Here is a 14503-nt window from a genome sequence, read left to right as displayed (position 1 = left end):
AAAAAAACGGCACGTTTCTCTTCGGCAGACTTAAACTTGCAAAAAACAAACCGTTTTACATTCGCAACCGATGGTCATTGCTTTTGCTCGACAATTCCATTACAAGAAGCTTTCCATTTATTTTTCAGGAGCTTGCCCTGTGTCAAAACAAAGCGATAAACTTTTCCAGCAGTTAAAACGTCAAACCGGTAAAGCGATCGGCGATTTCAAGCTGATCGAGGAGGGCGATAAAATTGCAGTCGCCGTTTCCGGTGGGAAGGATTCCTACCTGCTTCTCGACATCCTGGAAGAGCTGCGCAAGCGAGCGCCGGTCGAATTTGAACTGATCGCTGTCAACATTGACTCCGGGTTTCCCGGTTATCGCACCGACATTATCGAACAGCACCTGCGCGAGCGGGGGCATAACTACCGCATTAAAAGAATCGATGCCTACCAGATTATCAGTGAAAAACGCAAACCGAACTCGTCATATTGCGCTTTCTGTGCTCGGCTGCGACGCGGAGCTCTCTACACGCTGGCAGATGAGCTCGGTTGCAACAAAATCGCTCTCGGCCACCACCTTGACGACTTCATTGAAACGCTGCTACTCAACCAGTTTTATGTCGGCACCTTGGCAGCAATGAGTCCAAAGCTGCTGGCTGACAACGGTAAACAGACCGTCATCCGCCCGCTGGTCTATGTTGAAGAGGCTGATATTTCAGAATACAGCAGATTGATAGAGTACCCGCTGATCTGCTGTTCCTGTCCGGTTGCAGGTGGGGTTGATCAGAAGCGACAACGGATGAAGCAACTGATCAATGACCTCGCCGAAGAGATCCCACAGATCCGTAACAGTATGATCAGTGCACTGGGGAATGTTCAGCTTCGGCACCTGCTGGACAAGGAGAGTCCGCTGAAAGAGAAGAGATAAAAAACGCGGAAGACGCTGCTTAATCCTTGTGGATAAATTTCTTCAGCAAGCCCTTCGACTGCGCTCCCTGTTCCCGCCGCAGATTGATCAGACGCAGCTCGCGTAAAGCCTCGGTGCAGTCGGGATTGGCCTGCACGGCCATCTCGAAGCACTTCTCAGCCTGCCGTTCCTTATCCTGCTGCTGATAGACAAAACCCAGGTAAAGGTGGGTCTGGTAGAGGCCGGGATTCAATTCGCGCGAAGCGAGCAGAACTTCCATCGCCTGAGTCTGGTTTTCCGTTTTTTCCGGTGCCGACTTGAAGAGCGCCCAGGCAAAATAGGTGAGGTATTCCGGCTCCTCCGGGCTGAGTTCGATCGCCCGTTTGAGCGGCTTGACCGCAGCACTGAAACGTCGAATGTTAAGCAGGTTGCGCCCTTCCTGGTAAGCAGTTTCAGCCTCGATCACTTGGTTGATGTCGATACTTTTTTTCGGTCCGTTAATAAGCTCATCGAGGTAATCAGAGCAGGATTTGGGATCACTCAGCACCGTATATGCCTGGCTGACGTACTGAAACATTTCGTTGATCTTATTGCTCATCTCCTTCGACAAACCACTGCCGAGAAAACGATCGGGATGATATTCCTTCGCCATCTTGTAGTAGGCACGGCGCACTTCCGAGCAGTTGCACTGCCGCGATACTCCAAGGGCCTCGAAGTAATCAGTGTCCATGATGCGCTTGTAGTCTTCCAGGATCTTTTTCCGCAGTTGTTCGTCGATCGGTCGGCTGCCACTGATACCGGGGACTTCAGCAGCATCAACCTTTTCAGCGACCTCACTCACTTCTACCAATTCTGACAGAACCAGTCCTGCGAGCACCTGCTGGACTTCCTGTTTCGCCAGCGGATGCTGGTCAATGATCTCGCTGGTGGTGAGGCTGCCGAGGCACTGCCCGTAAATTTCCTGCCCGCGGCGGTTCAATTCGATATCCTGAAAGCGGTATTTCGGGTTGCCCGACTGCTTCAGGTAGAGGTTGCGCAGCGGCAGGATAAACTCATCCAGCTGGGCCTGCGACCAGTAATTTTTGATTCCCTGCATAATCAATGAAGCGGGAGAAACCTTGATCGCCGCAACATTCTTTTTAAAATCCTTGCCGTCAACAAAACGGAAAGAACCATCACCCCATTTGAAGGTGCTGAGCAGCTTTTCCGTTACCTGGCGCGACAGCGCAGCATGCAGGTCCTGTGGTGTCAGAATACCCATCTCGATCAGCACCGTACCCTGCAGACGCCCCGACTCACGGCTGCGTTCAACCGAAGCATCGCAGTCAACCTGGGTCAGCACCCCCTCTTTCACCAGCATCCGGCCGAGGCATTCGTTGAGCACGTTGGAGCGGGCAAAAACCGGGTAACCATCTTTGATATAAATAATTTTTTTGGCATCCCCCCGCTCCAGATGGAGCAGGCCGGTTTTCTCGTTGCTGTAAAGATCGTGCAGCAATTGTGGAACGTTCTTCTCTTCCAAAGATCCCTGACTGGCATCATTTTCTGCCTGCGCATCCGGGTTGAACAGACGCTCCAGCAAGGCCAGCATATCTTTTGAAGTGAAAGGCTTGAGTAAAAATTCATCCGCACCGTAATCGGCTTTTGCCTGTTCAATCTGCTCCGGGCTATGGAACATGGCGGTGATCATCACCACCTTCAGATCTTTGGTTTTTTCATGCTTGCGCAGGGCTTTACACACGGCAGGGCCGGAAATCTCCGGCATATTGATGTCGATCAACACCAGGTCAAAGTCATCTTTCAGCAACTTCTGCAGGCCGATCGCTCCCCGATCGACAGTCTCGACAGAGCAGCCAGCTGCAGTCAGAAGTTTCTCCAGATGTGATCGCAGCATACGGTCATCATCGATGACCATCACTTTTTTACTGATGTCAGGCATCTTGGCCGTCCTCCCCCGGCTGCGGGTTCAGATAGTTTTCGAACAGTTCGCGAATTCCTTCGGTCGTCGCGCGGTACTCTTCCAGGAACTCTTTCTCCGGAACAATTCCCTTTTTACCATAGCCAAGCCCCAAGGCAACCCGGCGCAGACTCTTGGCATCAAGCGACAATTCGTTAATCGACTGATCGTGTAGTAACCGCAGCTTGTTTTCCAAGCGACGCAGAAACTTGTAACCTTTGATCAGCTTGTTCGCTTCTGCAACATGCAAAATATCATTTCTAGCCAGAACATGCAGTATTTCCAGCGTGTTCTGCACCCATAACTCGTTAATCTGACGAGCATAGCGCAATTGCAGGTATTGAGCAATAAACTCGACATCAACCATACCTCCGCGTCCGGTCTTGATGTTGAAGTGATCATCGCTCTCTTTGGCGATCTCTTTCTCCATGCGCTGGCGCAGACGGTAGATCTCTGCCTGCAGGTCGTCCGGTATAGGTCGATAGAAAGCGAGGTCGGAGATCAGGTGCTGCAGGCGCTCGGCAAACTCTTCCGGCCCACAGACAACCCGGGCCTTGGTCATCGCCTGTCGTTCCCAGGGTTGCGCCGATTCCTGGTGATAGCGCTTGAAGGCACTGTAGCTGGTCACCAGTGGCCCCTGGTTGCCAGAGGGCCGCAAACGGGTGTCGATCTCGTAAACCGTGCCTTCGCGTGTCACCAGAGTCAACGCAGTAATAATCCGCTGCGCCAGTTTGGCGAAATACTCATGGTTGCTGATTTCGCGAAACCGGTTCGGATCAGTTCCCTCAACCGGGCGGGTACGCCCTTCGCTGTCATAAATAAAGATGATATCGAGATCCGAGTGGTAGTTCAGTTCGAGGCCGCCCAGCTTGCCCATGCCGACCACGGCAAAAGCAGTCCGCTCGGCATCCGCCGGGGCATCCTCGGCGAAGGGACAGCCGAAGCGGGGCTTCAGTTCGCTGCGGGCCATTTCGATCGCCTGCTCCAGACAGACTTCGGCCACCCAGGAGAGCTGCTTCGCCCCTTCCCCCTGCTTCATTTGCCCGTGCAGATCACTCAGCGCGATGCGCAGAAACTCTTCGTTGCGGAAACGACGCAAGCCATCCAGCTGCATTTCGTAATCTTCTGCCAGCGCCATCTGCTCGGCCAGCGAGGCGGCCAGTTCATCACGATCCTTATTTTCCACCGCATAAGACCGTGCCACCAGCGTATCAAGCAGTTCCGGGCGCTGGATAAAAATCCGCGATAGCAGCTGGCTGGAGCTGAACAGGGCGATCAGCAGCTTGACGATACCGGTGTTCTCGTTCAGTAATGAGAAATAAGAAGTGCGGGCACGAATCCCTTTGATAAATCGTTCCAGGTTGTTCAGCGCCTGATCTGGATTGGCCGAATCAAGAATTTCGGAGAGCAGCAGCGGCGCCAGTTTGTCCAGGCAACGGCGCCCCCGTTCGGTCAAACGCTTGTGCGGATCGCCGTCGCGCAGCCAAGCCAGGTTCTCGTAAGCAGCATCGGGGTTTTTAAAGCCCTTCTCTTCCAGCAGATCTTTGACCAGATCGCTGTCCGATTCAGAGTCGAAAATAAAGTTGACCTCAGGTCGAACTTCGATTTCCTCCTCTTCTGCGGAATGAAACAGGTCCTTGAAAATTTCAGAAACGCCCTGCCGGTGCCGTTCCAGCTCAGAATTGAAACTCTCGACATCCTTGAAGCCACTGCGTCGAGCCAACGTCAGCAGCTCTCTCGGCTGTGTCGGCAACGAGTGCGTTTGCCGCTCCTGCACAATTTGGATACGGTGCTCTACGGTGCGCAGAAAACGATAAGCATCGCTCAGTAGCAACATCTCGTCTTTGCTGATCAGCTCCTCCTGCTCCAGCAACTGCAGCATACGCAATGAGTTGCGGTACTGTAAATGCGGTCGGGTTCCGGCGTTAACCAGTTGCTGCGCCTGAATGAAAAACTCGATCTCGCGGATACCGCCACGTCCGAGCTTGAGGTTGCGTTCGCCTTCCTGCTCGCGACCGAGGCTGGCATTGATCTTCTGTTTCATCAGCTTGATGTCTTCGATCATGCCGAAATCGAGGTAACGACGGTAAATGAAAGGTTTCAGTCGCTTCAGCAGTTCGACACCCAAAGAGATCGAACCGGCCACCGGGCGTGCCTTGATCATCGCTGCCCGTTCCCAGCTCTGCCCCCATGACTCGTAGTAGGTTTCAGCACCGACAACCGAAATGGCCAAATCACCACTGTTGCCATCCGGCCGCAAGCGGGTGTCGACACGAAAAACAAAACCGTCTTCGGTGACCTGATGTAGCGCACGGGTGACAAGTTCGGCCAACTTGACAAAGTAACGATGCAGGCTGATTTTTTCGCCCTTGCTGCCACCGCTGGTTTCACCGTTGTTGGAGGAATAGCAATAGATGAGGTCGATATCGGAAGAAAAATTCAATTCATTGCCGCCGAACTTGCCCATCCCGAGGATGGTCATCTCAGCCCGCTGCCGGTCGCCGGACTCGGTGGTCTCCAGCGGTTCGCCGAACTCTTCCTGCAACTGATAGCCACAAATTTCATAAGCCCGCTGCAGAGACGCGGCCGCCAATCCGGACAGTTCAGCTGTAACTTCTTCCAGCGATGCCATCCCGCAGAGATCACGGCTGCCGATGCGCAGGATCTGCTCGACCTTGTAGTGCCGCAGGCCTGCCTTGAGCTGCGGGAAGTCGGCGTCATCTGGAATGATTTGCCGCAGATCAGCCAGCATATCGGCTTCATTGCGTGGTGCGTCGATTTTACCTTGCAGCAGCAGGTGCTCGGCGAACTGCGGTTTGCGGCAGAGGATACCGGCAAGAAAGTTGGAACCACCCAGCACAGTCAGCAGTTGCTGGCGCCGCTTCGGCTGTTTCAGCAGGCTCATCAGGATTTCAGCGCCGACACAATCGAACTGCCGTTCCAGCAGGTTGAGAGCCGCATCGGGATCAGCGACATTGAAGGCATCATAGAGAACATCCTGCAGCAGTTCCCAGTCCTGCAACTGCTCGCCGAGGAGACGCAGGTTGGTTGTCGCACGCTGACCGTCGAACAAGGCGAAACTTTCGAGCCAGTCGCTCAGTTGCTGCTCATCCTCGCTCCCCAGCAGGGCAAGTTTCTGTCGGATCTGTTCTCTCATGGCACTCCCACTTAACGTTTATTCGCCAATGCCGCCAGTTCCTGCTGATAATTTCCTTCCGCCACACCCCGCTCGGTAATAATCGCGGTCACCAACTCGTTCGGGGTCACATCGAAGGCCGGGTTACGCACCTCGATTCCCTCCGGTGCCAACTGGATGTCTTTAAGGTGGGTGATCTCGCGGGCATCCCGCTCCTCGATCGGGATCAGGCTGCCGTCGCTCAAACTCAGATCGACAGTCGACATCGGCGCAGCGACGTAAAACGGAATCTTGTGCGCTTTCGCCAACACCGCCACCGTGTAGGTCCCTATTTTATTGGCGACATCGCCGTTGGCGGCAATCCGGTCAGCACCAACGATGACGCAGTCGATCTCGCCCTTGCTCATCAGGTAGCCAGCCATGTTGTCGCAAATCAGTGTCACCGGGATATTGTCTTTTTTCAACTCCCAGGCGGTCAGCCGCGACCCCTGGTTGAACGGACGAGTTTCGTCGGCCAGCACAGAAATCTTCTTACCAGCATCAACCGCAGCCCGGATCACACCAAGAGCAGTCCCGTAACCAGCCGTCGCCAGAGCCCCGGCGTTACAGTGAGTTAGAACCCGAGCACCGTCCGGGATCAGTCCCTCACCCTGTTTCCCCAGTTGAATACAAAGTTTTTCATCTTCCTGGGTGATCGCCAATGCTTCGTACTCGAGACCGATTTTCAACTCCAGCACCGTGCGATCGAGGTTGGCGTGAGCGAAACGCTTCATCCGCTCTAAGGCCCAGAACAGATTGACCGCGGTCGGCCGGGTAGCAGCGAGAACATCACAGATTTTTTCCATTTCGGCGTAGAACTCTTCCGTCGACTCGGTCTCGATATCGCGCACACCGAACCAGACGCCAATGGCCGCGGCAACACCAATCGCCGGGGCACCACGCACCACCATGCTGCGGATCGCCTCTGCGACTTCTTCGTAGGTATTGTAATTAAGCCAGACCTCTTCCGCCGGCAGCAGACGCTGATCGAGCATCTGGGCTTTGCCGTTAAAAAAACGGATCGGACGGATAACACTTTTATCGATTTGACAGCCTGCCATAGTGCACAATTCCTCTTTGTCTGATTTTTCCCTTCTCCCTCGGGGAGAAGGTGGCCGAAGGCCGGATGAGGGGGAATCCTTCGTTTTTTAACTGCCGCCTCACCCCAACCCTCTCTCCTGGGGAGAGGGAGTTACCCTTTTAACTTCTTTTGCATCAACTGGTTGACCATCCCCGGGTTGGCCTTGCCCTTCGACGCCTTCATCACCTGACCGACAAAGAAGCCCATCAGCTTGTCTTTACCACCTTTGAGCTCTTCGAACTGACTCTGGTTGGCGGCGATAATTTCGTCGAGCATTGTTTCGATGGCGCCGGTATCAGTCACCTGCTTCAGGCCCTTCTCTTCAATCACCTGGTCGGCGCTTTTGCCGCTGTTCCAGATTTCCTCGAAGACGGTCTTGGCGATCTTGCCGGAGATGGTGTTGTCGGCAATCCGATCAAGGATACCGGCCAACAACTCCGGGGTCACCGGACAGTCGGCAATGGCGATCCCGTTGTCATTGAGCGCACGGGAAACTTCGCCCATCACCCAGTTGGCGCAGATTTTCGGGTTATTGTGCAGCTTAACCAAGGCATCGAAATACTCGGCGACAGAGCGCTCGGTCGAGATAACACCGGCGTCGTATTCCGACAGGCCGAGCTCGTCAGTGTAGCGCTTGACCTTGGCTTCGGGCAGCTCCGGCAGCTCGCCGCGTACCCGCTCGACCCAGTCGTCGGAAACCACCAGCGGCACCAGGTCCGGATCGGGAAAGTAGCGGTAATCGTGCGCCTCTTCCTTGCCACGCATCGAGCGGGTGACACCGGAATCGGGGTCAAACAGGCGGGTTTCCTGCACGACCTTGCCACCGTCATCGATCAGGTCGGCCTGGCGCTCCACCTCGTACTCAATCGCCTGCTTGATGAAGCGGAAGGAGTTGAGGTTCTTCAGCTCGGCGCGGGTGCCGAACTCTTCCTGTCCCCAGGGACGGATCGAGACATTGGCATCGCAGCGGAAGGAGCCCTCTTCCATGTTGCCGTCACAGACACCCAGGTACATGACGATCTGGTGCAGCTTCTTGAGATAAGCAATCGCCTCGTCAGCACTGCGCATATCCGGTTCGGAGACAATTTCCAACAGCGGCGTGCAGGCGCGGTTGAGGTCGACCGCCGAACTGTTGCCTTCGGAGTGGATCAGCTTGCCGGCGTCTTCTTCCATGTGGATACGGGTGATGCCGACCTTCTTCTTGCCCATCTCCTCGGTCTCGATATTCAACCAGCCATGCTCGCAGATCGGCAGCTCGAACTGGGAAATCTGGTAACCCTTCGGCAGATCGGGATAAAAGTAGTTCTTGCGCGCGAAGATCGAGCGCGGCGCGATCTTGTGGTTGGTCGCCAGTCCGGTCTTGATAGCGTACTCGACCACCTGTTTGTTGAGCACCGGCAGCGCCCCCGGCAGGCCGAGACAGACCGGGCAGGTCTGGCTGTTCGGCTCCTGACCGAAATCCTTTGAGCAGCCGCAGAAGATCTTGGTTTTGGTGGTCAACTGGACGTGGACTTCCAACCCGATCACGACTTCGTATCTTGAATCCATCTTTTTATTCCTTTCCGATTACAGCGACGCCAGCTTGCCGCCGAAATCGGTTGTATTTTCAAACGCCCAGGCCGCCTGCAGGATCTCCGCCTCAGCGAAGGGTTTGCCGAGCAACTGCAGACCGATCGGCAAGCCTTCGCTGCTGTTGCCGCAAGGCAGGCTGATACCACACAGTCCCGCCAGATTGAGCGGGATAGTGAAGATGTCGGACAGGTACATCTGCAGTGGATCGTCAGTTTTTTCACCTATCTTGAAGGCTGGAGTCGGCGCCACCGGAGTGAGCAGCAGATCGACCTTCTCGAAAGCATCAAGGAAATCCTGACGAATCAGGGTGCGAACCTTCTGCGCTTTCAGGTAGTAGGCATCGTAATAGCCGGACGAGAGAGCATAGGTGCCGAGCATAATCCGGCGTTTGACCTCATCGCCGAAACCGGCGGCGCGAGTCTGGCTGTACATACCGATCAACCCTTCGCCTTCATCTTTGCGCACGCCGTAGCGCACACCGTCATAGCGAGCCAGATTGCTGGAGGCCTCGGCAGTGGCGATCAGGTAGTAGCAGGCCACGGCATAATCGGTATGCGGCAAACTGACTTCGACGATCTCGGCACCGAGTCCTTTGTAGGTTGCGATGGCCGCATCGACCGCCTTTTTCACATCAGCATCGAGACCATCGATGAAATACTCTTTCGGCAGACCGATCTTCTTCCCCTTCACACCGTCTTTCAGTGTTGCCAAGTAATCGGGCACCGGGGTGTCGACCGAGGTCGAATCCATCGGGTCGTAACCGGCCACAGCACCGAGCAGAGTGGCGCAGTCCTCAACGTTACGTGCCAGCGGACCAACCTGATCCAGAGAGGAGGCGTAAGCGATGACCCCGTAGCGGGAAACCCGACCGTAAGTCGGCTTGAGACCGACCACGCCACAATGGGAGGCCGGCTGACGGATCGAACCACCGGTATCAGTGCCCAGCGTTGCCAGCGCCTGCCCGGCCGCGATAGCAGCAGCAGAACCGCCGGAGGATCCGCCCGGAACCCGCTCCAGATCCCAAGGGTTTTTCACCGGCCCAGCCGCCGAGTTCTCGTTGGAGGAGCCCATGGCGAACTCGTCCATGTTCAGCTTGCCGATGATCACCGCGCCCTGTTCGCGAAGCTTGGCGATGGCAGTAGCATCATAGGGCGAAACATAGTTGTCGAGAATCTTCGAGCCACAAGTGGTGCGCACATCGAGGGTGTTGAAGATATCCTTCACCGCCAGCGGAATCCCGGTCATCGGCGCAGCGTTACCGGCAGCGATCCGCTGATCGGCCTCAGCAGCAGCAGCCAGCGCTTCGGCTTCGCAGACAGTGATAAAAGAGTTGACCTTGTCGTTGGTCGCAGCAATCCGCGCCAGAAATGCCTTGGTCAGCTCAACCGAAGTGGTTTCGCCGGACGCCAACTTTTCCCGCAGTTGCGAAATTGTCAGATCGTTCAATTGCATGTTTTCTCCAGAATCGCTTGGCGATATTTACTCGATGACTTTTGGGACTTTGAAGCAACTTCCGTCAGTGGCCGGCGCATTCTGCTGCGCCCGCTCAATGCCGATCGACGGCTTCACCTCGTCGGCGCGGAAAGCGTTCTCCATCGGCACCGCATGCGCAGTCGGCTCAATTCCTTCGGTATCCAGCTCATTCAATTTGTCGACATAACCGAGGATGGCATCCATCTGCCCGGTCATCGCCTCCAGCTCTTCCGGTTGTAAGGCCAAGCGGGCCAGGCGGGCCACGTGCTCAACTTCTTCACGACTGATCTTCATCGTTTTTTCTCCATTGCAGCCGGGGATTTTCGCGTTTTATTGCAGGTCAGGCCGACTCGCATAAGCGAGTCGGCCCAAAAGCCTAAATTTAGCATTTATTCCCGGCATCCAACAAGCGAAACGCTTGTTTTTATTGCTCTGATTTTAAACGCCGTCGAATGCCACCACGGCATCGGCGGCCTGACGCAGAGCTTCACTGCATTTGGAATCGGGGCAGGAAAGGATATGCGGCTTGCCATCATCGCCAGCAGCGACCACGCGCGGGTCGAGCGGCACTTTGGCCAGCATGGCAACGCCAGTCTTTTCGGCCAGCTTGTCGCCACCGCCACTCTTGAAAATATCGGAAACCTTGTTGCAGTGCGGGCAGATAAAACCGCTCATATTTTCGATCAGACCGACGACCGGCAGCTTAAGCTCGTTGCAGAAGCTGAGCGATTTTTCGACATCGACCAGGGCCACATCCTGCGGGGTAGTGACGACCACGGCGGCAGCGTTCTTCCCGAGTAACTGAACAGCGCTCAAAGGCTCGTCGCCGGTACCCGGAGGGCAGTCGATCAGCAGGTAATCAAGCTCACCCCAGTTGACATCGGCCAGAAGCTGCATGATGGCGCCATGCTTCATCGGCCCACGCATGATGGTCGCCTGGTTGGTCGACTGCAGCAGAAAGCCGATCGACATCAGCTTCAGACCGGAAACGACCATCGGCAGGATACCCTCTTCGTCCATCTGCGGGTGCTCTCCGCTCAGACCACACATAGTCGGCACGCTCGGCCCGTGCAGATCGATATCGAGCAGACCAACTTTGAAACCTTTTTCCACCAGTGCATATGCCAGGTTGACAGCAGTGGTGCTTTTGCCGACACCACCCTTACCCGACATAACGATCAACTTGTTCTTGATGCCACACAAGCGGATCGCCAGGTTACGCTGGATCTGTGCCTGCTCGTCGTTGGCGGCGTTCGGCTGTTTGACCGAACAGGAACTGTCATTGCATGAATCACAACTACTCATTGTCTTACCTTTCTCTCCTGTTGAGTGTTACCCCTCAAACCGTCCCGGGTTCAAGGTCGCGATTAATTCGTCGATCTCTTCGGCGCTGTAATCTTCCGCCTGCAAAGCGCGACGATAGTTGTCCAGTAACTGATGGATGGCGCGAATTTCGTTGCGCTGCTGATAAATATCGAGCAGCTTCTGCACCATGCCGTCGTGAGTCGGTTCAAAAGCGAGGCCGATCTTCAGCAGCCGCACTGCTTCGTCTATATCGCCACGTTGTTCCAGCAGGCGCGCCAGACCGTCCAGTTGTTCCAGCCGCAGCTGACTGTACTGATCGGACCGGTAGGGCAGATCCGCTTCCAGTTCAAAACCGGCGAGAAACTCGCCCTGCCAGAAACGATCGGCCCGCCAGTAGGCAAGTTCGGCCTGCCAGAGATTACGCCGCTGAATATGACGGCGTGACTCTTCTATTTCAGCGGCAAACTCAATAGCGTCGATATGCAGATTGCGCAGCAACAGCATACCCTTTTCCAGAATCAGGTAATCCTCCCGAATCTGTTTGCCAAAAACCGTCTCCAGCGCTTTGCGCAAACGTGACAGAGAGGAATCGAAACTGTTGCGCGCCTTACTGGTCGGGCTTTCAGGCCAGAGGGTGCCCATGATCAGTTCAGAGCTCAGAGCCCGATCGGGTGAAACCGCCAGCAACGCCAGCAACTGCCGCGAAGCCTGTCCAGCTTTGCTCAATTCGCAATTTTTCCCCTGCAGGAAAAAATTGTAACCGCCAAATGTCTGCAAGCGAGCCAGCGGAACCAACCGGCCATCATCTAACAAGTTACTGTCGAGCCAGAGGCGCGCCATGCATCGCAGCTGGTCACTCCATGCCGGCTCAGTCAACGCCAGCGGCAAAAGTTGCTGCACCAGTTCAGGTGTCAAGGCAAAGAAAGAATCTACCCGTTGACGCCGCAACAGATCAAACAAAAATCCCAGCTGTTGCTTCGCTGCAGATTTATCCTTTTGCTGCAGATAAGCAACAGCCAGCGAGGCATGCAACCCGCTCCGATAGCGGCCCTCTTGCTGTTTTTCCGAGAGCTGCAAACCACGCTGAAGAAAATCGACCGCAGCAGCCGTATCATCAAGCTCCAACGCAGTCATCCCGGCCAGCAACAGGTTCGGCACCTGATGCAGCTCAATCGCGGCCTTCTCCCGTAACCGCAATGCCTTGTCGCAGTCCTCACGAGCGCTTTCCATACGGCCGCTTTTGGCATGCAGCAAACCACGTAATTGCAGCAGCCAGCTTTGGTAGTGAGGTTTGCGGGCGGCAGGGTTTTCCAACAAAGCCACGTCGATCAGTTCTTCAGCTGCGGCATTATTTCCCTGGCTCATTTCAGTGAGTGCAACGTAAAAATAGAGCAACGGTAGCTGTGCCGAGCGACGAAAAGCGCCATCACTCCAGCTTTTTTCCACCTGATGGCGACGCTGTTCAAATGCCACCAGATCACCACTGGCGTAAAGCAGCTCACAAGCGACGATGCGGAAAAGTGCCGCCGGAAAACTGTGCCTCTGTAAAGACATAATGGCGGTGCGCGCCTGTTCCATCGCTGCCCGAGCAACGAGATAGCGACCTTGAAAGAGACCGAGCACCGCCTTCAATAACGAAAAGTAGGCTTGCAGGTCGGGAAAATCTTCCCGCATCAGCTCACTCAATCCTGCTGCCAACAATTGTTCGCAACGTTTGAGGTCACCGCTGTAGAAAAGTTCGCCCAAGCCGACTGACATCAACACGTTCAGACGATTGAACGGGTCGAGCAGTTCCAGCTGCTGCTGTGCCAGTTCGCGCATTCGCAGCACCCGCTCCGGACCCAACTCGACCTGACCATCGACCACCAGAAACTGCATGACCTGCCGAGTCAGCACCATCAGCTCGCCACGTTGATCTCCGGCATCAACAAAGCGTGCCCGCGCCAGCTCTAACCAAGTATCGACCTCTTGCGGCCGACTGTAGAAACAACCGATTCCGACATAGAGGGATTGCCAACCGCAGGACACCGCCTGTTCTTCCGGCAGCTGCGCAAGCAAGGCAAGCAGCTCGGGACGGTACTTGTCGGCCGTCAACTCAAGACCAACCTGACTGAGAAGCTGCGACAACGCCTGCGACTGTTCCCCGCGCAGCAGGCAGGCAAAAGCAGATAACGGGTCCTGACGCAGCTGGTACCAGTCAGAAGCCAGCAGGTAAACCTGTTTCCGCTCATCGGCGCTCAGCTCTCGATACGCCAATTTACGAAGAAATTCGCGTCCACTTGCAGTGAAGCTGAATTGCTCTTCAACAGCAGAACCGGTCAGCAGCGAGTTGTGACGGTAAAGATAGTCGAACACCGCCTCGACATCTTCCAGTTCGCTCAGCTTATTCAATAGAGGCAGCGGCAGTTTTTTCAGCAAGGCCAGCTTACAGAATGTGCGGCGCCAGTTTTGAGGAAACGTCCGTTCCAGCAGATCGAGTAGCTGCTCTTCCTTCAGCTCACCATCCCCGGGCAGTTCCTGTGCCAGCGCTTGCAGCAGGCGCTGATCCTCGTCAGTCAAACTGCCCCCAACCGACAACAGCAGGCCACGGAACCAGCGCAGCCGGATCGAATCAAGACCGGTGGCCTGTGCCCCGCCATTCTGCTGTGATTGCCGTTCCCCCTCGCACAGTCGCAGCATGACCTTGACCCGTGCCAGCATTTCAACATTGCTGATTGGCTGGGAGATAAAATCATAAGCGCCGACTTCGAGCCCCTCGGCACGCATCTCCGGCGAAGCGACATGAGCAGTAATCAGCACCAGCGGCATTCCTGCAGTACGCGGCTCAGCCTTGAGCCTGCGGCACATCTCCAGTCCACTCATTTCCGGCATCTGCACGTCGATAAAAGCGCCGTCGATCCGCTCCTGCGCGGCCAGCTGCAGGCCGTCAGGGCCGTTGCTCGCTGTCAGCACCCGCACCTGCGGCAGGTCGAGTTCGATGATCTTCTCCAGCAGGGCCAGGTTGGTCGGATTATCATCCACCAGCAGCAGGGTAAATTGTTGGTCAGCCAT

At 55.5% G+C, this 14503-nt stretch carries 9 protein-coding genes; 1 reads left to right on the top strand and 8 read right to left on the bottom strand.

The window, feature by feature from the left end; translation table 11 throughout:
- Window positions 1–139 precede the first annotated feature (139 nt).
- A complete protein-coding gene (ttcA, locus tag BUB13_RS09660; RefSeq protein WP_072908360.1) occupies window positions 140–910 on the top strand; it encodes a tRNA 2-thiocytidine(32) synthetase TtcA in 771 nt (256 codons plus the stop codon).
- A 19-nt stretch (window positions 911–929) separates the two neighbouring features.
- Here ttcA and BUB13_RS09655 read toward each other — a convergent pair whose 3' ends face one another.
- The 8 genes from BUB13_RS09655 to BUB13_RS09620 form a co-directional block, all read right to left on the bottom strand.
- Window positions 930–2828 carry a response regulator gene (locus BUB13_RS09655; RefSeq protein ID WP_072908358.1) on the bottom strand — a complete coding sequence of 633 codons (1899 nt, stop codon included), beginning with the start codon at window positions 2826–2828 and terminating at the stop codon, window positions 930–932.
- Window positions 2821–6003, bottom strand: a complete 3183-nt coding sequence (gene glnE, locus BUB13_RS09650) for a bifunctional [glutamate--ammonia ligase]-adenylyl-L-tyrosine phosphorylase/[glutamate--ammonia-ligase] adenylyltransferase (protein ID WP_072908356.1) — start codon at window positions 6001–6003, stop codon at window positions 2821–2823. The genes BUB13_RS09655 and glnE overlap by 8 nt, the downstream gene beginning before the upstream one ends.
- Window positions 6004–6014: 11 nt before the next feature.
- On the bottom strand, window positions 6015–7082 hold the full coding sequence (gene mtnA / locus BUB13_RS09645) for an S-methyl-5-thioribose-1-phosphate isomerase (protein WP_072908354.1): 1068 nt from the start codon (window positions 7080–7082) through the stop codon (window positions 6015–6017).
- Between the two features lie 131 nt (window positions 7083–7213).
- Complete coding sequence (gene gatB, locus BUB13_RS09640; RefSeq protein WP_072908352.1) at window positions 7214–8650, bottom strand: Asp-tRNA(Asn)/Glu-tRNA(Gln) amidotransferase subunit GatB; 1437 nt, start codon at window positions 8648–8650, stop codon at window positions 7214–7216.
- A gap of 18 nt (window positions 8651–8668) precedes the next feature.
- On the bottom strand, window positions 8669–10126 hold the full coding sequence (gene gatA, locus BUB13_RS09635; RefSeq protein WP_072908350.1) for an Asp-tRNA(Asn)/Glu-tRNA(Gln) amidotransferase subunit GatA: 1458 nt from the start codon (window positions 10124–10126) through the stop codon (window positions 8669–8671).
- Between the two features lie 27 nt (window positions 10127–10153).
- Window positions 10154–10441 (bottom strand): Asp-tRNA(Asn)/Glu-tRNA(Gln) amidotransferase subunit GatC, encoded by a 288-nt coding sequence (gene gatC, locus BUB13_RS09630; RefSeq protein WP_072908348.1) that lies wholly within the window; start codon window positions 10439–10441, stop codon window positions 10154–10156.
- A gap of 144 nt (window positions 10442–10585) precedes the next feature.
- The gene (locus BUB13_RS09625; RefSeq protein ID WP_072908346.1) at window positions 10586–11452 is read right to left on the bottom strand and encodes an Mrp/NBP35 family ATP-binding protein; all 867 of its coding nucleotides are present in this window, start codon (window positions 11450–11452) and stop codon (window positions 10586–10588) included.
- Window positions 11453–11479: 27 nt separating this feature from the next.
- On the bottom strand, window positions 11480–14503 hold the full coding sequence (locus BUB13_RS09620) for a response regulator (RefSeq protein WP_072908344.1): 3024 nt from the start codon (window positions 14501–14503) through the stop codon (window positions 11480–11482).

The organism is Malonomonas rubra DSM 5091, assembly GCF_900142125.1.
GTDB classification, from domain to species: domain Bacteria; phylum Desulfobacterota; class Desulfuromonadia; order Desulfuromonadales; family Geopsychrobacteraceae; genus Malonomonas; species Malonomonas rubra.
This window is presented reverse-complemented; position numbering and strand designations above follow the sequence as displayed.